The sequence below is a fragment of the Cryobacterium sp. SO1 genome (assembly GCF_004210215.2).
In the GTDB taxonomy this organism is placed as follows: domain Bacteria; phylum Actinomycetota; class Actinomycetes; order Actinomycetales; family Microbacteriaceae; genus Cryobacterium.
Map to the genome: position 1 here is coordinate 351443 of NZ_CP067394.1, position 18687 is coordinate 370129.

Sequence of the window (18687 nt, forward strand, 5' to 3'; positions counted from 1 at the left end):
CCGGGCCGATCAAGCTGGATAGACCTTTTCCTCGGTGGCGTGCGGACTGGACGGGACGAGGGTGGCCGGATGACGAGCGTCGAACGTGTGCTGATCGCCCCGGATTCCTTCAAGGGCACGGCCGACGCCACCCAGGTGGCCCGGGCGCTGGCCGCGGGCTGGGCCGCGGTGCGTCCCGGCGATGACCTGGTGCTGATGCCGATGGCGGACGGCGGCGAGGGCACCATCGACGCCTTCGAGCTGGCCGTTGCCGGCGCCAGGCGGATGCCCGTGTCGGTGTCCGGTCCCGACGACCGGCCGGTGGCGTCCCAGTGGCTGCTGCTGCCCGACGGCACCGGGGTGGTGGAACTGGCGAGCACCAGCGGCATCACGCTGATCGATCCGCTCCGCCCGATGGAGGCGCACACCTCCGGCTTCGGCGAGGCGATTGCGGCCGCCCTGGCGCACGGGGTGTCACGGCTGTACCTGGCGCTCGGCGGAAGCTCGTCCACCGACGGCGGGGTGGGCGCTCTGGCCGCGCTGGGTGCGGTGTTCCTCGACGCGGCGGGCCGGCCGGTTGCCGTTGGCGGTGCCGGCCTGGCCGCGTTGGCGACTGTCGACCTCGGTGCTCTGCCGGCGCTGCCGCTGGGGGGTGCGCTGATCCTGAGCGACGTCACCAATCCGCTGCTCGGGGCGCGTGGCGCGGCGGCGGTGTTCGGCCCGCAGAAGGGTGCCGAGCCGGCGCAGGTCGCCGAGTTGGAGGCCGGCCTCGCCCGGCTGGCCGGTCTGCTCGCCGTCGACCCGGCGACCCCGGGCGCGGGGGCGGCCGGGGGCGCCGCGTTCGGGTTGCTGGCCTGGGGTGCCAGGCTCGCGGCGGGATCGGCCGCCGTGGGCCAGGCTCTGGGCGTGCCGGCTGCCGTGCGGGGCGCATCCGTGGTCATCACCGGTGAGGGCCGTTTCGACCTGCAGTCCGCCGCGGGCAAGGTGCCGTGGTACCTGGCTGGCCTGGCCACGGATGCCGGCGCGCTAGCCCTGCTCGTGGCCGGCGCGATCGAGGCCGGCGCGCTCGCGGCCTCGCCGGGGCGGTTCGCCGATGCGGTGTCCCTCACCGACCTGGCCGGCGGCTCTGCTGCCGCCATGGCCGACACTCTCGAGTGGCTGGAGGCCGCGGGGTCCCGTCTGGCGGCCGCGCTCTGAGTCGTGCGGCGCTGCGGGTGGCGCTCGCGGCACGGTTTTGTGCTCGCGGCCAGGGTTCGTCCCGCGGGCACGTGTTCGAACGCGTGCCGCCGGGTCTGACGCGTGCCGCCGGGCCAGTCGCGTCGCGCCGACCCGAGCGCGCGGCACCGGCCGACTAACCGTGTCGCGTAGGCGAGGCGGTTGCAACGTTGTAATGCAGGCGGTAGCGGGCGTTCACCCCGCGCTCCACCCCGCGAAAGCGGTGAAACGGTTGCCAGGGCACCCTCGACGCAACCACACTCCCGATTTTGCAGGGTGGTGGCCGGGGCGCGTGCGACCCGCGGGCGGTGGTGGGCCGCCGCACCGGGCCGACGGGCCGGCGGGATTAGGCCCAGTGCGCGGCGTACTGGGCGCGGATGGCGGGCCGGTGATCCGGGGTGGGCGTCGCCGCGATCGCCAGGGACCAGGCCGGCCGGGTGCCCGTGAGCGACCACGCCGCCTGCGCGGCACCACCGTCGGCGACGTACTCGCCGGGAGTGGGCACGGCAACCGGGGCGTCGAACACCTGCGCGGCGATGAACTGCACGGCCGGGTTCTGCGCCGCACCGCCGATCAGCAGGATGCGCTCCACCGTGACACCCTGTGCCCGCACGGCATCCAACCCGTCGGCGAGCCCGCAGAGCAGCCCTTCGATCGCGGCCCTGGCCAGGTTCGGCCGGGTGGTCGAGGCCAGGGTCATGCCGAACAGGCTGGCCGTGGCGTCGGGCAGGTTGGGTGTGCGCTCGCCCTCGAAGTAGGGCTGCAGAACCAGGCCGTCCGCGCCCGGGTCGGCCTCCAGCGCGAGAGAACCGAGCTCGGTGTGGTCTACGCCGAGGAGGCCCGCGATGGAGTCGAGGATCCGGGCGGCGTTGAGGGTGGCGATCAGCGGCAGGTGCAGGCCGCTGGCGTCGGCGAACCCGGCGACGGTGCCTGAGGCATCCTCGCTGGGCACCGCGGTGACGGCGAAGACCGTGCCGCTGGTGCCGATCGACACGATCACGTCGCCGGCCGCGGCCCCCAGGCCCAGGGCGGCGCCCGCGTTGTCGCCGGCGCCCACTCCCACGACGAGGCCCGCGGGCACGCCGGGCAGGGCCACCGTGCTGCCGGCGGTGTCGCCGGGGCCGAGCACCAGGGGCAGCACGGCGTCGTGGCCGAGGCCCCGTACGAGCAGTTCACGGTCGTAGGCGTCGGCGGCGGCCGAGTAGTAGCCGGTGCCGCTGGCATCCGATCGGTCGGTGGTCAGCTCGGTGAGCACCGGGCCGAGCTCGCTCTCGCCGGCCGGGCCGTAGCCGCGCAGGCGCCAGCTGAGCCAGTCGTGCGGGAGCGCGACGGCGGCGACCTTGGCGGCATTGGCCGGTTCGGCATCCCGCAGCCAGCGCAGCTTGGTGACGGTGAACGAGGCCACCGGCACGACACCGGTGCGACGGGCGTACTCGGCGGCGCCGACCTCGTCGATCAGGTCCGCGGCGGCCTGCGCGCTGCGGGTGTCGTTCCAGAGCAGGGCCGGGCGGATGACCCGGCCGTCCTCATCGAGCACGACCATGCCGTGCTGCTGAGCGGCCACCGACACGGCGGCGACGTCGCCGAGTCCGCCGGCCGCCTGGATCGCGGCGAGCAGGGCATCCCACCAGGCGGCGGGGTCGACCTCGGTGCCCACCGGATGCGCGGCCTTGCCGGAGCGAACCAGCGCTCCGGTCGCGGCATCCCGCACAACTACCTTGCAACTCTGGGTCGACGAGTCGACTCCGGCAACCAATGTCATGACCTGCTCCAAGCTCGAAACCGCGGTGGGTGGGCACAACTCCTGCAATTCTGGTCAGAGCCGGATGCCGACCCCGGAATTCCGGGGCTGTTGCCAGCCATCGCTGCGAATTGCAGGAGTTGTGCCACCACCCACGGGCGGGGCGACGTCCTCGCCTTCGTGTGTCCGGGGTGGTTCACACATGAAATGTCCTGGGTCCAAACATATTCGGTTGGGAGCGCTTGTTCAAACGGTGGGATGCCGCCTGGCCGGCCGAAGCGCCAGCCGGGACCCTCCCGCGACAGGCCAGATGAGGGCAGTGCGAGTGCCACGTGCTGCCCTGAACTGTATTCTCGGCGGGAGGTGGTAGCGCGAGAGGGCAGTTGCGGCCAGTGCGGACGCCCTCTCATCAGCCTCAGCTGCCTTCTCGGCGGGTGATGTTTGCGCGACCGCGACCGCGACCGCGCCCGCCCCGCGGCTAGAGCTGGGGGCTTGCTCGCGCGCAGCACGACGCGGGTCTCGACCTGGATGACCTCGTCGGAGGAGAGCACGGCGTCCGAGAGGGCCAGCTCGACGGCCTGCTGGCCGAAAAAGGTCAAGGGCGGCCCAGAAGCCAAAACCGAAAACAAACCGGCGTACCCGCACGACGGCGTGTAGCCCTCATGGCCCGGCGGGCGGGCCAGGCGCCGCTGTGCCTGTGGCGCGCCACCCGCGTGGCGGCGCGCCACCCGCGTACCTACACGTACGTCCGCGCGCGCTCGTGTGGGCTCTGGTCCGGATGGCGCCTGCCCCTCGCTTGTCGGCGCGTGTCCCGCCGAGCTTCGTATGGCCCGCATGGCCCGGCGGGCGGGCCAGGCGCCGCTATGCCGGTGGCGCGCCACCCGCCTGGCGGCGCCGCACCCGCATACCTCCGCGCGCGCTCTGCCGGCACGCAAAAGGCCCGGCCACGAGGATCTGGCCGGGGCTCGTTGCGCGGGGAGAGCTTCCTCGGCATCACCCACCGCGGTATAGCGCCCGTGGGGACGCTCTGCGCTCCCACGGCGGCGCGGCTCTGCGCTCCCGCGGGGCCCGTTGCGCGGCGGCGCGCTCCCGCGGCTGCGCTTACGGGCTTACGCGCTTACGCGCTCACGCGCCTGCGCGACTACCGGGCGCCGAGCAGGTGCTCGAGCGCCAGCTGCTGCAGACGAACGAAGCCGAAGCCCTTTCCGCCGAAGTACTCCTCGGGGGCGAAGTCCTCGTAGGCGCTGGTGTCGGCGAGGAAGTCGTCGTAGCTCTCGCCGGCGGCCAGGGTCGGCACCGACAGTTCGGGCACGCCGGACGCGGCCAGCTGCTCCTGCACCTCCGGGTCGGCGCGGAAGGCCGCGGCGCGCTCCTTGAGCAGCAGGTAGGTGCGCATGTTCGCGGCCGCGGAGTCCCAGACGCCGGTGATGTCCTCGGTGCGGCTGGGCTTGTAGTCGAAGTGACGCGGGCCGTCGTAGGAGGGGCCGCCGTTCGGGCCGCCGTTTTCGAGCAGGTCCACCAGCGAGAACGCGTTCTGCAGGTCGCCGTGGCCGAAGACCAGGTCCTGGTCGTATTTGATGCCGCGCTGACCGTTGAGGTCGATGTGGAATAGCTTGCCCTGGTAGAGCGCCTGAGCGATGCCGGCGGTGAAGTTCAGCCCGGCCATCTGCTCGTGGCCGACCTCGGGGTTCACGCCCACCAGTTCCGGGCGCTCGAGGGTGGTGATGAACGCCATGGCGTGGCCGACAGTGGGCAGCAGGATGTCACCGCGGGGTTCGTTGGGCTTGGGCTCGATGGCGAAGCGGATGTCGTAACCCCTGTCGGTGACGTAGTCGCCGAGCAGGTTCACGGCCTCGCGGTAGCGGTCGAGGGCCGAACGGATGTCCTTGGCAGCGTCGTACTCGGCGCCCTCGCGGCCGCCCCACATCACGAAGGTCTTGGCGCCGAGCTCCGCGGCGAGGTCGAGGTTGCGCATGACCTTGCGCAGGGCGAACCGGCGCACGGCGCGGTCGTTCGAGGTGAAGCCGCCGTCTTTGAACACGGGCGCGCTGAAGAGGTTGGTGGTGATCATCGGCACGATGACGCCGGTGTCGGCGAGGACCTGCTTGAGACGGTCGATCTCCTTCTGGCGGGCGGCATCCGTGGAGCCGAAGGCAAAGAGGTCGTCGTCGTGGAAGGTGAGGCCGTAGGCACCGAGCTCGGCCAGGCGGGTGACGGCTTCAACGGTGTCGAGCTGGGGGCGGGTCGGTCCGCCGAACGGGTCAGCCCCGTTGTAACCGATGGTCCACAGGCCGAACGAGAACTTGTCGGCGGGGGTGGGGGTGAGGGACATGTTCGGTGCTCCGATTCAGCTTCATTGGCGATTTGTTGCAATTACCAACATATTACACGTGCCAAGCCGGTTCGTACAGTTCGTTACCTACGTCGTTGCACAACGCCCGGCCACGATACATTCCGCCACGGGGGACTGATCCAGGCCCAAGGGGGTAAAAACCGCGTCGAACCATGCGATCTGTTCTCACAGATGCCACGTGAACGCGGGCTTCCCGCCGCGGGGAGCGCGGTAAGACCCTGGTGGTCAGTAAGGGCGTGCGCTGCTACGCCAAGTGCCTGGGTTCGCTGCTCTCGGTCGGCCGGGAGAGGCTCACCGCGGCGATGATCGTGCGCTCGCTGAGCAGCATCAGCCACGCCGTGGCCATCGAGAGTGCCGGCCTGGGGGCGCACCCGATGATGGCGGGCGCTGCCGAGCTGGCCTTCGCCGGCCTGCTCGAGGACCCGGCCGGCGTCGTGCGCGGTCGCGCTGCCCGCCGCTGATCCCACGACCTGCCCCGTTCCGGACGAGTTGCCCCAGCACGGCGGAGCAACTCGTCCACAAATGGACAACTCGCTGATCTGGAATTTGTCGGCAATGACAACGAATAGCTGGCGTAACTGAGGAAGTGTGTCCTAGGCTCCCTAGCGAGTCAGTCGAAACGTTGAGCAAGCGGCTGCGGCCCGGCCGCGAAACCGCTCCCGGTGCGGTAGTTCCGACAGGCGATGGAGTTCTGATAGCCAACATCCACGACGCGGCACGCGCCGCCGGTGTCCATCAGCACGGTGTCCTACGCGCTCAGTGGCAAGCGCTCGATTGCGGCATCCACCAAGCAGCGCATCGACGAGGCCGTTCTCGAACTCGACTACCGAGCCAATGCCGGGGCGCGGATGCTCAACGGCAGCTACATCACAATCACGGTCACGACCGACGGCGACAGCACTGTTGTCACCAGCGATTCGGCGGCGCCGTTCCGCGCCCGGCTCGCCGGTGGCACTACCGTTGTCGCTGCCGACCGAAAGGCACTTCTTTGATGACCAGCACCACAACGCAGGTCGGCCGGCTGCTCACCGGCGCCTACCCGGCGGACGTCTTCGAAGACACCAGGGACGTCACCGACTGGGCGTTCATCCTGCCCGGCGACACCGAGATCATCCACCAGCCGCTGGACGTGCTCGGCGTCAACTACTACTCCACCTCGCTGGTGCGGTTGTGGGACGGCACGGCGCCCAGGCAGAACGCCGACGGCCACAAGGACGTCGGAGCCTCACCCTGGCCCGGCGCCGACCGGGTCGAGTTCCTCGCCCAGCCCGGCCCGTACACCGAGATGGGCTGGAACATCGAACCGGCCGGTCTCGAGGAACTCCTCGTGGCCCTGCACGAGGAATTCCCGGAGCAGCCGCTGATGGTCACCGAGAACGGTGCGGCGTTCGCCGACACCGTGGTGCAGACGGATGCCGGCCCCCGCGTGCTCGACGTGGAGCGCACCGACTACCTGCGCCGGCACTTCACCGCCGCGCACCGGGCCATGGCCCGCGGGGTCGACCTCCGCGGCTACCAGGTGTGGTCGCTGATGGACAACTTCGAGTGGGGCTACGGCTGTTCCAAACGGTTCGGCATCATCCACGTGGACTATGACACTTTCGTGCGCACCCCCAAGGACAGCGCGCACTGGTACGCGGCCCTGGTAGCCACCCGCATCCTCCCCTAACCCTCCCGCGAACTGTGACTTAAGCACCGAAAACCCCGGGTTTGTGGGGCTTAACTCACGGTTCGCAAGGGGGTCAGCGGGGGTCTTGCCAGGAGTGCTCGGGGGAGTATCCGAGGAGGCGGCGGGCCTTGTCGATGCCGAGCAACGTCTCGGTTCCGGTGACCTCGCGGGTGAGCTGCACGTCGGGGAAGACCTCGGCGGCGAGGTCGGCGCTGGGGCGGCGCATCACGGTGTCGGCGGCGGCGATGATGAAGCGCTCGAAGCCCGGCGGGGCGCTCTGCAATGCCTTGAGCACCGCCTGGGCGCCGTCGCGGCCATCGATGTAGCCCCAGAGGTTCCACTTGCGCAACGTCGCATCCGCCTGGAAGCTCTCGAACCTGTCGTAGTCCTCCGGGTCCATCACGTTGGAGAATCGCAACGCCGTGATCGACAGCGTCGGGTCCCAGCGCACCAGCTCGATCGCCATCTGCTCCTCGAGGTGCTTCACCAGCGAGTAGGTGCTCTCGGGCCGCGCCGGGTACTCCTCATCGACCGGGATGTAGGGCGGGTCGGTGTCGAACGGCAAGCCGAGCACGGTCTCGCTGGATGCGTAAACGACGCGCTTGATCCCGTTGCGGCGGGCGGCCTGGAACACGTTGTAGCTGGAGAGCATGTTGTTGTGGAAGGTGGCGACGTCGGGCACCAGGCCCGGGGCGGGGATCGCGCCCAGGTGCACCACGGCGTCGAAGCCGTCAACCTGATCGTTGACCCCGGCGAAGGCATCCGCAACCTGGCCGTAATCGGTGAGGTCGATGCGCACAAAACCCGATTCCCGGCTACCGGCCAGGTCGAAGTTGATCACCTGATGGCCCTCGGCACGGAGCCGGCCGAGCACGGTCTTGCCGAGCTTGCCGCTGCCGCCGGTGAGGGCGATTCTCATGCTGGGGAATTCCATGGATATCCTTCTCTGGGCGTGCCTGCGCCCGGCTTCGACTCGATTTGTAGCGTGATGCAACGTATCACGGACGGGTGGGACGGTTGCCGGGTATTCTGGGGTCCAGAGTGACTCGCGCTCAGCGAACGGGCGTCAGCCAGACGGAGGAACCGTGCAGGGCAGCAGCCATGACGATGTGCGCCGACACAACCTGTCGGTCGTGTTGCGACTCGTGCACCGCAGCGGTGCGGCGTCGCGTTCCCAACTCACCAGGGTCACCGGGCTGAACCGGTCCACCATCGCCGCCCTCGTCGCCGAACTGGTCGACCGCGGGCTGGTCCTTGAGCGTGAACCGAGCTCCACCAACCAGGTCGGCCGGCCCAGCCCGATCGTCAGCGTCAGCGAGCAGGTCGTGGCGCTCGCCGTGAACCCGGAGATCGACGCCGTCACGATCGGCATCGTCGGCCTCGACGGCCAGGTGCACCGCCGGGTGCGCTACCCCACCGACCAGTCCCCGAGCGTGCTCGAGGCCGTGAACATCGCCGCCGCCGTCATCGACGGCATGCGCGGCGAGCTCGAGGCCAAGTTCAAGGTGGTGGGTATCGGCGTTGCCGTGCCCGGGCTGGTGCGCGCCGACGACGGCCTCGTGCGGCACGCGCCGCACCTGGGCTGGATCGACGCACCCCTCGCCGAGATGCTTGAAGCCGCCACCGGCTACCCGGTGCTCGCCGCCAACGATGCCAGCCTCGGCGCCATGGCCGAGCGGTTCTTCGGCGCCGGCAAGGGCATCACCGACCTCATCTACCTCAACGGCGGTGCGAGCGGCATCGGCGGCGGCATGATCGTGGGCGGAGCCGCGGCGGGTGGCATCGCCGGCTACGCGGGCGAATTCGGCCACATCCGGGTCAGCGACAGCGAACGGGTCGACTCCGCCGGCATCCGTGGCACCCTCGAAGCCGAGGTCACCCGGCGCGAGCTCCTCGAGGTGCTCGGCCTGGCCGGGGCGGATGCCGACGAACTCGAGCAGGCGCTGCTGGCGTCGACCTCCCCGGCGGTGCGCGCCGAGGTCGACCGGCAGATCGACCACCTCGCGGTGGCGCTGGCCGGGGCGATCAACATCCTCAACCCGCAGCTGGTGGTGCTCGGCGGTTTTCTCGCCGCGCTGCTGGCGGTGGATGCCGACCGGCTGCGCTCCGCCGTCGCCTCACACTCGTTGGGCGCCGCGTTCGGCACCGTGCGGCTGAGCGCCGCCGAGCTCGGCTCTAACCTGCTGATGATCGGTGCGGCCGAGCTGGCCTTCGAGGGGCTGCTCGACGACCCGGCCGGGCTGCCGACCGGGGCGGGCACCGTCACCAGCTGAGCGGGCAGAGCATCCAGAATCGGTTCAGTTCGGCTCCGTAGCATCCCGGCGTCCAGCACCGCCAGGCAGGTCCCCGGGTGGTCGCTCAAATGAAACATGCAGAAAACGCCGGATCCGCGCAATCTTTGCCGGGATGCCCCGGCCGGGGAATAGAACCGACCAGCGCACGCTTTTTGCAACAGGGCGATCGCCCACATCCCCTGAGCACGACTTCGACCGAGGACACTTTTACGTGACTACTGCCGTCATCCCCGTCATCACCGAGGCCCAACTGCACTCGACCGCCCGGCACCCCGGTGACGCACTGTCCCGTGGGCAGCGTGTGGTCTACATCATCATCCTCGGCGCGCTGACGGCTCTCGGCCCGTTCACCATCGACCTGTATCTGCCGGCGTTCCCCACCCTCGAGAGCGAACTCGGTGTCTCGGCCGCCGCCATCCAGCTCACCCTCACCGGCACCATGATCGGGTTCGGCTTCGGTCAGCTGATCGTGGGCCCGTGGAGTGACAAGGTCGGCCGCCGGCTGCCGCTGCTGCTCGCCACAGGCTTCCACGTGCTCGCCTGCGTCGGCGCCGCCCTGTCCTCCGACATCGTCACCCTCGGGATCTTCCGGGTGCTGCAGGGCTTCGGCGCAGCGGCCGGCGCCGTCGTGGCGATGGCCATGGTGCGGGACCTCTTCGGCGGCAAGCCGCTGGTGAAGATGCTCTCCCGCCTGGCCCTGGTCAGCGGCCTGGCGCCGGTGCTCGCCCCGGTCATCGGCTCCCAACTCCTGCTCGTAATGCCGTGGCGCGGCATCTTCTGGGTCCTCGCCGGCTACGGCGTCGTCGTGATGGTGGCCGTCGCGATCTGGATCGTCGAGACCCTGCCGCAGAGCCGCCGCACCGTGCCCGGCCACTCGAGCCTCGGCCAGCGCTACCGCGCCGTGCTCAGCGACCGCACCTACGTGGGTGTGCTCATCATCGGCGCGATGACCTTCACCGGTCTGTTCTCGTACCTCTCCTCCTCACCGTTCCTTTTCCAGCAGGTCTACGACTTCAGCGCCCAGGGTTACGGCCTGCTCTTCGCCGTCAACTCCCTCGGCATCGTCGTGGGCGTCCAGACCAGCTCCCGCCTGATGCACCGGTACAACGTGGGGCCGCAGAACATCCTGATCGGTGCCACCACGATGCTCGTGCTCACCTCCGCGGCGATCTTCTCCCTCGACCTGTTGGGTGCCGGCCTCTGGGGCACCCTGATCCCGCTGTGGTTCTTCATCGCTTCCTGCGGGTTCACCTTCCCCACCGTGCAGGTCATCGCATTGAACGCTCACGGCAGCGAGGCCGGCACCGCCGCGTCCCTGCTCGGCGCGGCCAACTTCGGCATCGCCGGGCTGATCTCCCCGATCGTGGGCCTGCTCGGCGTCGGAACCGCGGTGCCGATGGCCTCGGTCATGGGCGTCGCCGCCATCATTTCGCTTCTCAGCCTCTGGTTCATCGTGCAGCCGCGATCTGTCGCGGCGCTCTCGCACTGATCGGTCGCGACACCCTCGTCACCGCCCGACTCCCTCGCCCCACCGGCCCGTCACGGGGCAAGTCCTGGGCCGGTCGATCTAGCATGGGGTGATGGACCCCTCCCGCAACCCCGAGACTGAGCCCACTCCACTCGAGACCAGCCTCGCCGACGTGGCGGCGGATGCGCCGGCCCGGCGAATCGCCCGGCGCTGGCCGCTGATCAGCGGCGCTGTCGCCATTCTCCTCGCGTTCCTGCTCGGCGCCCTGATCCTCACCCGCGGCAACGGCCGCCCGATCGAGGCGGACGCCGAGTGGATGGCGGAGATCCTCGAGCACCGCTCCCCGGTCTGGGAGGTCCCGGCGCTGGTGATGAACTTCCTCGGCGCCGGCATCGTCGGCGTGTTCGTGATCCCGGTTGCGATCGTCGTGCTCCTCCTGGTGTCGCGCCGGCCGTGGGCGGCGCTCTACTTTGTTATCGCCACCGTCGTCAGCGCCGGTCTGGTGCAGGTGTTGAAGACCCTGTTCGGCCGGGCCCGCCCTGAGGACATGCTGATCACCTCCGACTTCGGTTCGTTTCCTTCCGGTCACGTCGCCAATGCCGCCACGATGGCGGTGGCGCTCGGCATCATCTTCCCGTGGCTCTGGGTATGGATCGCCGGCGCCGCGTACACGGTGGCGATGATGGTGAGTCGCACCTACCTCGGCGCGCACTGGCTCACCGACACCATCGGGGGCCTGCTGCTGGGTGCGGGCGTGGTCGTCGTGCTGTGGGCACCGTTCGCGGCCAAACTCGACGGCGAGAACACCATAGCCAGACGACGGGCGGCGGCGCGTACGGCAGGGGTGGCCGGCCGGGGCGACCGGTGACCGATGCCGCACGAACGCACCGGAGGACGACGCGGCCCTGACCGATCCGCCCGGTCCCTGGCCGAACGGGGCGCGGGGCCGAGCGAACGGATGTCGGCCGCAGACTGACATTTACGACGGGTGCGCGCTAGCGTCGGATCATGAGAATTCTCCTCGTTGGTGCCGGTGGCGTCGGTGACGCCTTTGCGAAGATCATTGCCCGTCGGTCCTTCTACGAGCACGTGGTGGTGAGTGATTACGACCTGGGCCGGGCGGAGCGCACGATCGCATCGATCGAGGCCCGGCACGGCGCCGAGACCGCTGAGCGGTTCACGGCGGCGCAGATCGACGCATCCGACCCGGAGGTCGTGGCCCGGGTGGCGCGCGAGCACGGGGTCAGCCACGTGATGAACGCCGTGGAGCCCAAGTTCGTGCAGAGCATCTTCGCGGGCGCGCTCGCCGCGGACGCCGACTACCTCGACATGGCGATGAGCCTGAGCGAGCCGCATCCGACCGACCCGCACACCGAGACCGGCATCAAGCTCGGCGACGACCAGTTCGAGCAGGCCGCCGACTGGGAGACCAGCGGTCGTCTGGCGCTGGTGGGCATGGGTGTGGAGCCGGGGCTCAGCGACGTGTTCGCCCGCTACGCCTCCGACCACCTGTTCAGCGAGATCGACGAGCTCGGTACCAGGGACGGCGCCAACCTGGTCGTGCGGGATGAGGCCGGCAACGAGATCTTCGCGCCGTCGTTCAGCATCTGGACCACGATCGAGGAGTGCCTGAACCCGCCGGTGATCTTCGAGAAGGACCGCGGCTGGTTCACCACGGCGCCGTTCAGCGAGCCCGAGGTGTTCGAGTTTCCCGAGGGCATCGGCCCGGTGGAGTGCGTGAACGTGGAGCACGAAGAGGTGCTGCTGATGCCGCGCTGGCTGGATGCGAAGCGGGTCACCTTCAAGTACGGGCTCGGCGAGGAGTTCATCGGTGTGCTGAAGACCCTGCACCTGCTCGGCCTGGACAGCGTGAACCCGGTGCGGGTGCGCACCGCGGACGGCCCCGCGATGGTCGCCCCGCGCGACGTGGTGGCCGCGAGCCTGCCCGACCCGGCCACCATCGGCCCGCGCATGACCGGTAAAACCTGCGCCGGCGTGTGGGTGACCGGCACGGGCACGGATGGTGCGCCGCGCGAGGTGTACCTCTATCACGTGAGCGATAACGAGTGGACGATGGCGGAGTACGACGCCCAGTGCGTGGTCTGGCAGACCGCCCTGAACCCCGCGATCGCCCTGGAGCTGCTGGCGACCGGGGTGTGGGCCGGTACCGGGGTGCTCGGCCCCGAGGCCTTCGACGCGAAGCCCTACCTCGACCTGATGAGCGCCCCCGAGCCGGCCGGTTACGGCCAGCCCTGGGGGCTGGACGAACGCACCCCCGCCTAGCCGCTCCGCTGGTCCAGTCTGTGAGACATCGCGCCGTGCGTGTGTGTCGCGACCCTCTCGCTGGTCGAGCTTGTCGACGCCGTGCTGAGCCTGTCGGAGTAGACCCCGCGACGTGCGTATGTGTCGCGACCCTCGTTGGTCGAGCTTGTCGACCCCGTGGCGCGGGCTCAGTGCTGGTCGTGCTGTTCGAGGGCGGCGGCGCTCTTACTGCGCAGCCGGATCAATTTCTGCTCTGGGTCGACGGATGCCGGTGGTCTGAGCCAGTAGACGCCGTGGTTTTCGAAGATCTGCCAGCCCTGATTGTGCAGCAGCAGGTGGTGCGGAGGGCAGAGCAGGATGCCCAGATGGATGTCAGTGTTTCCCTGATCACGCGCCCAGTGATCGAGGTGATGCGCTTCGGTTCGGGAGGGTGGTTTGTCGCAGTCGCCCCACCTGCAGCCACCGTCGCGGGCGGCCAGGGCGGTGCGTTGGCCTTGGCTGAAGAGGCGTTCTTCGCGGCCGAGGTTCAGGGGTTGCCCGTCGGTGTCGAAGGCCAGCTCGATGGTGCCGCTGGTGCAGATGAGCCGGTCGATGGACTCTTGGGAGATCGGGGCCGGGTTGCCTTCGATGAAGCCGTGGCCGGCGCCGTCGGGGATGGCGACGAGGGCGCCGGTTGGGTCGGGTGGGTGTGTCGGTGGCGAACCCGGGGCCGGATTCGGCCTGTGATCGGGTGCCGGTGCCGGTGATTGCGCAACGGGCTGGTTCGCCGGTGCCTGCGTGGGTGCGGTGGTGAGGATTCGGACGGCGGGGGTGCGGCCGCCGAGCATCCGGTTCGGGTTGACGGTGCTGCCGGCCTTGAGCAGCTCGAGGAACCCGTCGGCGGTGAGCTGGTCGGTTGTGCGCGGGTCGTCCTGTACGGCTTTGGCCCAGGCGGCCCTGTCCGGGTCGACGAAGCGGACGCCGCCGCGGCGGGGGCCGGTGAGGCTGTCGTAGACGTCGAGGATGTATTGGCCTTGCTCCGGCGGGAAGAGGGCGTGGATGTGAACCTGGCCGGTGTCGATTTTCCACACCCGGAGGTAGCGGTCGTCCCAGGCCTTCTGTTCCCGCACCGCGATTCCGGCCTCGTCAAGGCTGTCGCGCATCCGCCGGGAGCGGGTGAGGAGTCGGTCCACGGTCATCGTCTTCGCCTCCGCGAGGAGGGTCTGGACGGCGTCGGCGAGCTTGTCGGTGGTGACGACGGTGTCGATGTCGCCGAGGCCGGTGCGGATTGCGTGCGCGGCGGCGACGGAGAGGGTGCCGGTGGCGACGGCGCGGGAGATGGGCGCGTACCAGGGCAGCACGGAAGGCTCTGGAGTGTCAGGAGGGGAGTCCGGTTCCGAACCGGACGGATCGCTCTCTTCGTCGAACAGATCGAAAGGCGTGCCTACCCCTTCCCTGTCGACGGCGGTCTGGGCGGCCTCGGTGTCGGCGAGCATGGTGCCGACGTCGATGAGTTTGCGGGCGTCTTGCCGGGTGGACCCGGTCAGGTTCTGCAGCAGGTCCGTCGGGGACAAGAACCCTTGCTGGGCTGCCAGGCCCTGTTGGCCGAGCTCCGGACGGGACCGGTGCGCGAGGGACTTCGCCATCCATACCGACCTGGTCTCCACCAGCCCGCGGAGTGTCGCCAGGTCCTGTTGGCCGGCGAGCAACTCCTGGTCCGTCAGAGCGTCGTAGTCCGCACTGCACGAGCCCAGGTGTTCCACAGCTTGGACCGCAGCGACCAGCGAGCCAGCGGCCACCAGCGACCCGGACGCCGGCTCGGGCCGGGTGCGGGGGGTGAAGATGTCTGCGATGGTGGACATGTAGTGAGAATAGCTCACTATCAAACGTTTGTCTGCTCAAAAATGAGGCTGTGGAGAAGTTTTTCCCGCAGGTCAACGGCGGTGGTGGGCGGCCGAAGCCAGCACCCTCCGGCCGAGCAGGTCGCATGCGGTGACAGTGCGCTTGGCCAGGCGGTGAATGGGAATACGGCCGCCGCCGGCCAGTGACGCGTCGTAGGGGATGACCGAGGCGATGCCACGACCGTAGGTGAGGTGCAGCGCCTCCGTGAGCCGTTTGGTGCGGAACCGGCCGCGGGTTCCCATCGTCACGACGGTCACCCGGGCCAGGCGCGCCTGGCCGTAACGTTCCCGTACGGCACTAAGCAGCTCGTGTGCGGCCACGAAGCCGAGCGGGGTGTTGGCAGTCGCGATCACCGCGATGATCGACGGCGACTCCAGCAGGTCCAGGCCTTCACCGAGGGCGTGGGGGCCGAGGTCGTGCAGCATCAGGCCGGCGTCGATGGTCGCGGCGTCATCGCCGCGGGAAGCCGGGCGCCCACCGAGCCCGACGAGTGGTCGGCGAGGGAGGGCACGCTCGGCGACAGCCGCGACAGCTGGTTTAAGCCGGGCTGCACGTCACCGCGACTTGCGCCAAAGCACCCCTTCCGGGCCGCTCAAGGGGCTATTTGGCGTATGTCGGCGCAGTCGCTCACACCGACATCCGGCAATTTTCCCCTTCGCGGGCGATGAAGAGGCGTTTTGCGGCAAGTCGGATGTGGCTTCAACCGCGCACAGCCCGCTCCCGAACGGCCTGGGTAGGGTTGGCGCATGGATGACGACGACGACGACAGCCGCCCGGTCGGTTTCCTGGGCAAGATTCGCGGCCTCAAGGGGCTCACCTGGGTGCTGATCCTGTCGCTGGTCGCCATCACGGTCGGCGCCACGACGCTGCTCTTCCTCTTTCAATAGCGTCTCCGGTACGAATGCGCGTGCCGCCGGGAATACCTGAACGCGCGGGCGAATGGGCCGGACCAGCCCGAATCGGCCGAGATTTCGCCGAGACCTCGCCGGGAGGGCGCGGGTCAGCGTGCGGCGCGCGCCCGGCGGCGGCGCTTGACGCCACTGACGATGAGCAGGATTCCTACCGTGAGGAAGACGGCGCCGACCAGCGCGATCCCCAATGCCGCCGGCGCCGTCGTCGTCGCCCCCGGCCGCACCATGGCGAGCAACAGCAGGGACAGGCCGCGCGGCAGCGAGAACAGGCTCAGGAAGCTGAGGATGATGCCGAAGATCACCCGGCCGGTGCCGAGGCCGGTAGGCCCCGTCGACGGGGCCGGGGAGAAGGATGGGCTGGTCAGGTGGGGATCAGTCATCCGACCAGCAGAGGGCTGCGCCGGCGGGGAGACGCCCGCCCGTCGACCCTTGCATAACTCCTGCAATTCTTGGGCGCCGATGACGACGGATGCCGCAATCCCGCGGCAGTCTGCCGAGCGCCCAGGAATCTGCAGGAGTTATGCTCGCCGTACCGAGGTGGGCGACGAGAGCGGTGCGGGCATGATCAACGGAGACGTCTCCTTCTGGTGGAACCAGATCGGCTGGCCGGCCCCGCGCCCGCCGCTGCCCGGCCCCACCCGCGCGGACGTCTGCATCGTCGGCGCCGGCTTCACGGGCCTCTGGGCTGCGTACTACCTCAAGAAGGCCGCCCCAGAGTTGCGCATCGTGATTCTGGAGCAGCGTTTCGCCGGCTACGGCGCCTCGGGCCGGAACGGCGGCTGGCTCACCAATTCGGTCACCGGCGGCCGTGAGCAGTACCTCCGCAGCCACGGCCGGGACGCGGCCTCGGCCTTTCAGGCTGCCCTGAACGACACCGTCGACGAGGTGATCCGGGTGGCCGCGCTCGAGGGCATCGACGCCGACATCGTCAAGGGCGGCGAGTTCACCGTGGCGTACAACCGGCCGCAGCAGCACCGGCTCGAGGCCGCGGTGCGTGCCGAGCAGGCCTGGCCGCACACGGATGTCGAGCTGTTCAGTGCCGCCGACGCCACCGCGCAGATCAACGTGGCCGGCTCGACCGGCGCGATGTGGCACCCGCACTGTGCGCGCATCCAACCTGCCAAACTCGTGGCCGGACTCACTCGGGCCGTTCTGGCGCTCGGGGTGGAGATCTACGACGACACCAGGGTCACCGAGATCACCCCGCACGCCGCGCTCACCGCCCGCGGCACCGTGTCGGCCGAGTTCATCGTGCGCGCCACCGAGGGCTTCACCGCGGGCCTGGCCGGGCTGCACCGGGCCTGGCTGCCGATGAGCTCGTCGCTGATCGTGACCGAACCGCTGGACGCGGCCGTGTGGGCGGGCATCGGCTGGCAGAACCGGGCCACCCTGGGCGACATGGCGCACGCCTACATGTATGCGCAGCGCACCGCGGATGACCGCATCGCCATCGGCGGTCGCGGGGTGCCGTACCGGTTCGGGTCGAGAACCGACTCCGACGGGCATACGCCGGCGGGCACGGTCGAGGCGCTCCGCGGCATCCTGCACCGGTTCTTCCCCGGCGCGGTGGATGCCCAGATCGCGCACGCGTGGAGCGGCGTGCTGGGCGTGCCCCGCGACTGGGCCGCCACCGTGGGCCTCGACCCGCGGAGCGGCCTGGCCTGGGCCGGCGGGTATGTGGGCACCGGGGTGGCCACCACGAACCTGGCCGGCCGCACCCTCACCGACCTGATCCTGGGTCGGGAGAGTGCGCTCACCGTGCTGCCCTGGGTGAACCACCGGGTGCGCAACTGGGAGCCGGAACCACTGCGCTGGCTGGCCGTGACGGCGCTATACCAGGCCTATACCCGCGCCGACCGGGCCGAACTCGCCCGCCGCACCACCAGCTCGCCCCTGGCCACCCTCGCCGACAGGGTCTCCGGCCGCGGACACTGAACGCGACGCACGTTTATCGGGAGATAGGCAGATTATTGGGACGCGGTGTGCAATTCCGTCCCTGTAAAGTCACTTTCTCCTGTTTATCCGGCGCGCCCGAGGCCGGCGGCGATGAGTGCGGGGTTCCGCCCACCACATCCACCGCCCGCTCTCGATCTCAGGCCCGCCGTGTGGTGTACTCGGGGCATGGGCGTTGACGAGCAAACCGTGACCGAGGCGTACCGGCTGGCAACCGTGGCCGCGGCGTCGGCTGCGGTGACCGTGCGGGCGGCCGAGCCGCGGGACCTCGCCGGCGTGATCGGGCTCTTCGAACGCACCTGGGGCCTGGGGCGCAGCCCCGACCGCGCGATGCTGCTCGCGCTCGACTACGCGGGCAACACCGTGCTGCTGGCCACTCAGAACGGCAAGCCGGTCGGCGCGACGCTCGGTTTCCTGGGCTGGACCGGCGGGGTGCACCTGCACTCGCACATGGCGGCCGTCGTGCCCTGGCACCGAGGCGGCGGCGTCGGCTACGCCCTCAAGCTCTTCCAGCGGGCACTCTGCCTCGAGCAGGGCATCACCGAGATGCGCTGGACCTTCGATCCGCTGATCCGCCGCAACGCCCACTTCAACCTGGCCAAGCTCGGTGCGGAGGTGACCGGGTTCCTGCCGGACTTCTACGGCCGGCTCGACGACGTGGTCTCGGGCAGTGACCGCAGCGACAGATTCGAGGTGCGCTGGAGCCTGACGTCCGCACGGGTGCTGCGGGCGCTCGCCGGGCAACCGCCCCCGGCCTGGACCGATGTGGCCCGTTGGCCGCTGGACGTGGACTTCGAGCAGCTGCGGGCAGACGATCCGGTGGCCGCCGCCCGCCGCCGGGAGGAATCCCGGCTGGTCTTTTCCGCGGCACTGGGCCGTGGGCTCCGGCCGGAGCTGACGGCCGGCAACGACTACGCCTTCACCGCCGACCCTACCGACCGGGTTACGTAGCCGGGTGCAG

17 protein-coding genes are annotated in these 18687 nt (G+C 69.9%); 11 read left to right on the forward strand and 6 right to left on the reverse strand.

What is annotated here, in order from left to right:
• Positions 1-69: 69 nt before the first annotated feature.
• The gene (locus tag BJQ95_RS01725; RefSeq protein WP_130177899.1) at positions 70-1176 is read left to right on the forward strand and encodes a glycerate kinase; all 1107 of its coding nucleotides are present in this window, start codon (positions 70-72) and stop codon (positions 1174-1176) included.
• Between the two features lie 364 nt (positions 1177-1540).
• Here BJQ95_RS01725 and xylB read toward each other — a convergent pair whose 3' ends face one another.
• Positions 1541-2956, reverse strand: coding sequence for a xylulokinase (gene xylB, locus BJQ95_RS01730; RefSeq protein ID WP_130177900.1), 1416 nt, complete (start codon positions 2954-2956; stop codon positions 1541-1543).
• A 1120-nt stretch (positions 2957-4076) separates the two neighbouring features.
• Positions 4077-5267: a xylose isomerase gene (gene xylA, locus BJQ95_RS01735; protein WP_256041489.1), complete on the reverse strand. Its 1191-nt coding sequence runs from the start codon at positions 5265-5267 to the stop codon at positions 4077-4079.
• Between the two features lie 242 nt (positions 5268-5509).
• Here xylA and BJQ95_RS01740 point away from each other — a divergent pair, with 242 nt between their 5' ends.
• The 3 genes from BJQ95_RS01740 to BJQ95_RS01750 all read left to right on the forward strand — a co-directional run bounded on the left by BJQ95_RS01740 (position 5510) and on the right by BJQ95_RS01750 (position 6957).
• Entirely contained in the window at positions 5510-5749 is a 240-nt protein-coding gene (locus tag BJQ95_RS01740; protein ID WP_130177110.1) for a hypothetical protein, read from the forward strand.
• Positions 5750-6016: 267 nt separating this feature from the next.
• Positions 6017-6280, forward strand: coding sequence for a LacI family DNA-binding transcriptional regulator (locus tag BJQ95_RS19455; RefSeq protein ID WP_130177111.1), 264 nt, complete (start codon positions 6017-6019; stop codon positions 6278-6280).
• Positions 6280-6957: a glycoside hydrolase family 1 protein gene (locus BJQ95_RS01750; RefSeq protein ID WP_130177112.1), complete on the forward strand. Its 678-nt coding sequence runs from the start codon at positions 6280-6282 to the stop codon at positions 6955-6957. The genes BJQ95_RS19455 and BJQ95_RS01750 overlap by 1 nt, the downstream gene beginning before the upstream one ends.
• 73 nt (positions 6958-7030) lie before the next feature.
• On the opposite strand, the gene BJQ95_RS01755 is transcribed toward BJQ95_RS01750, so the two are convergent.
• Positions 7031-7876: an NAD(P)-dependent oxidoreductase gene (locus BJQ95_RS01755; RefSeq protein ID WP_130177124.1), complete on the reverse strand. Its 846-nt coding sequence runs from the start codon at positions 7874-7876 to the stop codon at positions 7031-7033.
• 166 nt (positions 7877-8042) lie between these two features.
• Here BJQ95_RS01755 and BJQ95_RS01760 point away from each other — a divergent pair, with 166 nt between their 5' ends.
• The 4 genes from BJQ95_RS01760 (at position 8043) to BJQ95_RS01775 (ending at position 13002) form a co-directional block, all read left to right on the forward strand.
• A complete protein-coding gene (locus tag BJQ95_RS01760; protein ID WP_130177113.1) occupies positions 8043-9230 on the forward strand; it encodes an ROK family transcriptional regulator in 1188 nt (395 codons plus the stop codon).
• Positions 9231-9501: 271 nt separating this feature from the next.
• On the forward strand, positions 9502-10740 hold the full coding sequence (locus BJQ95_RS01765; RefSeq protein WP_370688384.1) for a multidrug effflux MFS transporter: 1239 nt from the start codon (positions 9502-9504) through the stop codon (positions 10738-10740).
• A gap of 91 nt (positions 10741-10831) precedes the next feature.
• Entirely contained in the window at positions 10832-11587 is a 756-nt protein-coding gene (locus tag BJQ95_RS01770) for a phosphatase PAP2 family protein (protein WP_130177115.1), read from the forward strand.
• 140 nt (positions 11588-11727) lie between these two features.
• Entirely contained in the window at positions 11728-13002 is a 1275-nt protein-coding gene (locus BJQ95_RS01775; RefSeq protein WP_130177116.1) for a saccharopine dehydrogenase family protein, read from the forward strand.
• 167 nt (positions 13003-13169) lie between these two features.
• Here the strand turns inward: BJQ95_RS01775 and BJQ95_RS01780 are convergent, their stop codons facing one another.
• Positions 13170-14822, reverse strand: coding sequence for a DUF222 domain-containing protein (locus BJQ95_RS01780; protein WP_130177117.1), 1653 nt, complete (start codon positions 14820-14822; stop codon positions 13170-13172).
• A 72-nt stretch (positions 14823-14894) separates the two neighbouring features.
• Complete coding sequence (locus BJQ95_RS01785; protein ID WP_130177118.1) at positions 14895-15287, reverse strand: hypothetical protein; 393 nt, start codon at positions 15285-15287, stop codon at positions 14895-14897.
• Positions 15288-15608: 321 nt separating this feature from the next.
• Here BJQ95_RS01785 and BJQ95_RS01790 point away from each other — a divergent pair, with 321 nt between their 5' ends.
• Complete coding sequence (locus BJQ95_RS01790) at positions 15609-15749, forward strand: hypothetical protein (protein WP_165384890.1); 141 nt, start codon at positions 15609-15611, stop codon at positions 15747-15749.
• 113 nt (positions 15750-15862) lie between these two features.
• Here BJQ95_RS01790 and BJQ95_RS01795 read toward each other — a convergent pair whose 3' ends face one another.
• Positions 15863-16153 (reverse strand): hypothetical protein, encoded by a 291-nt coding sequence (locus BJQ95_RS01795; protein WP_130177119.1) that lies wholly within the window; start codon positions 16151-16153, stop codon positions 15863-15865.
• 181 nt (positions 16154-16334) lie between these two features.
• Here BJQ95_RS01795 and BJQ95_RS01800 point away from each other — a divergent pair, with 181 nt between their 5' ends.
• Both BJQ95_RS01800 and BJQ95_RS01805 read left to right on the forward strand, forming a co-directional pair.
• Entirely contained in the window at positions 16335-17708 is a 1374-nt protein-coding gene (locus BJQ95_RS01800; protein WP_130177125.1) for an FAD-binding oxidoreductase, read from the forward strand.
• Between the two features lie 186 nt (positions 17709-17894).
• Positions 17895-18677 (forward strand): GNAT family N-acetyltransferase, encoded by a 783-nt coding sequence (locus BJQ95_RS01805; protein ID WP_130177120.1) that lies wholly within the window; start codon positions 17895-17897, stop codon positions 18675-18677.
• The last annotated feature ends 10 nt before the right edge of the window (positions 18678-18687 follow it).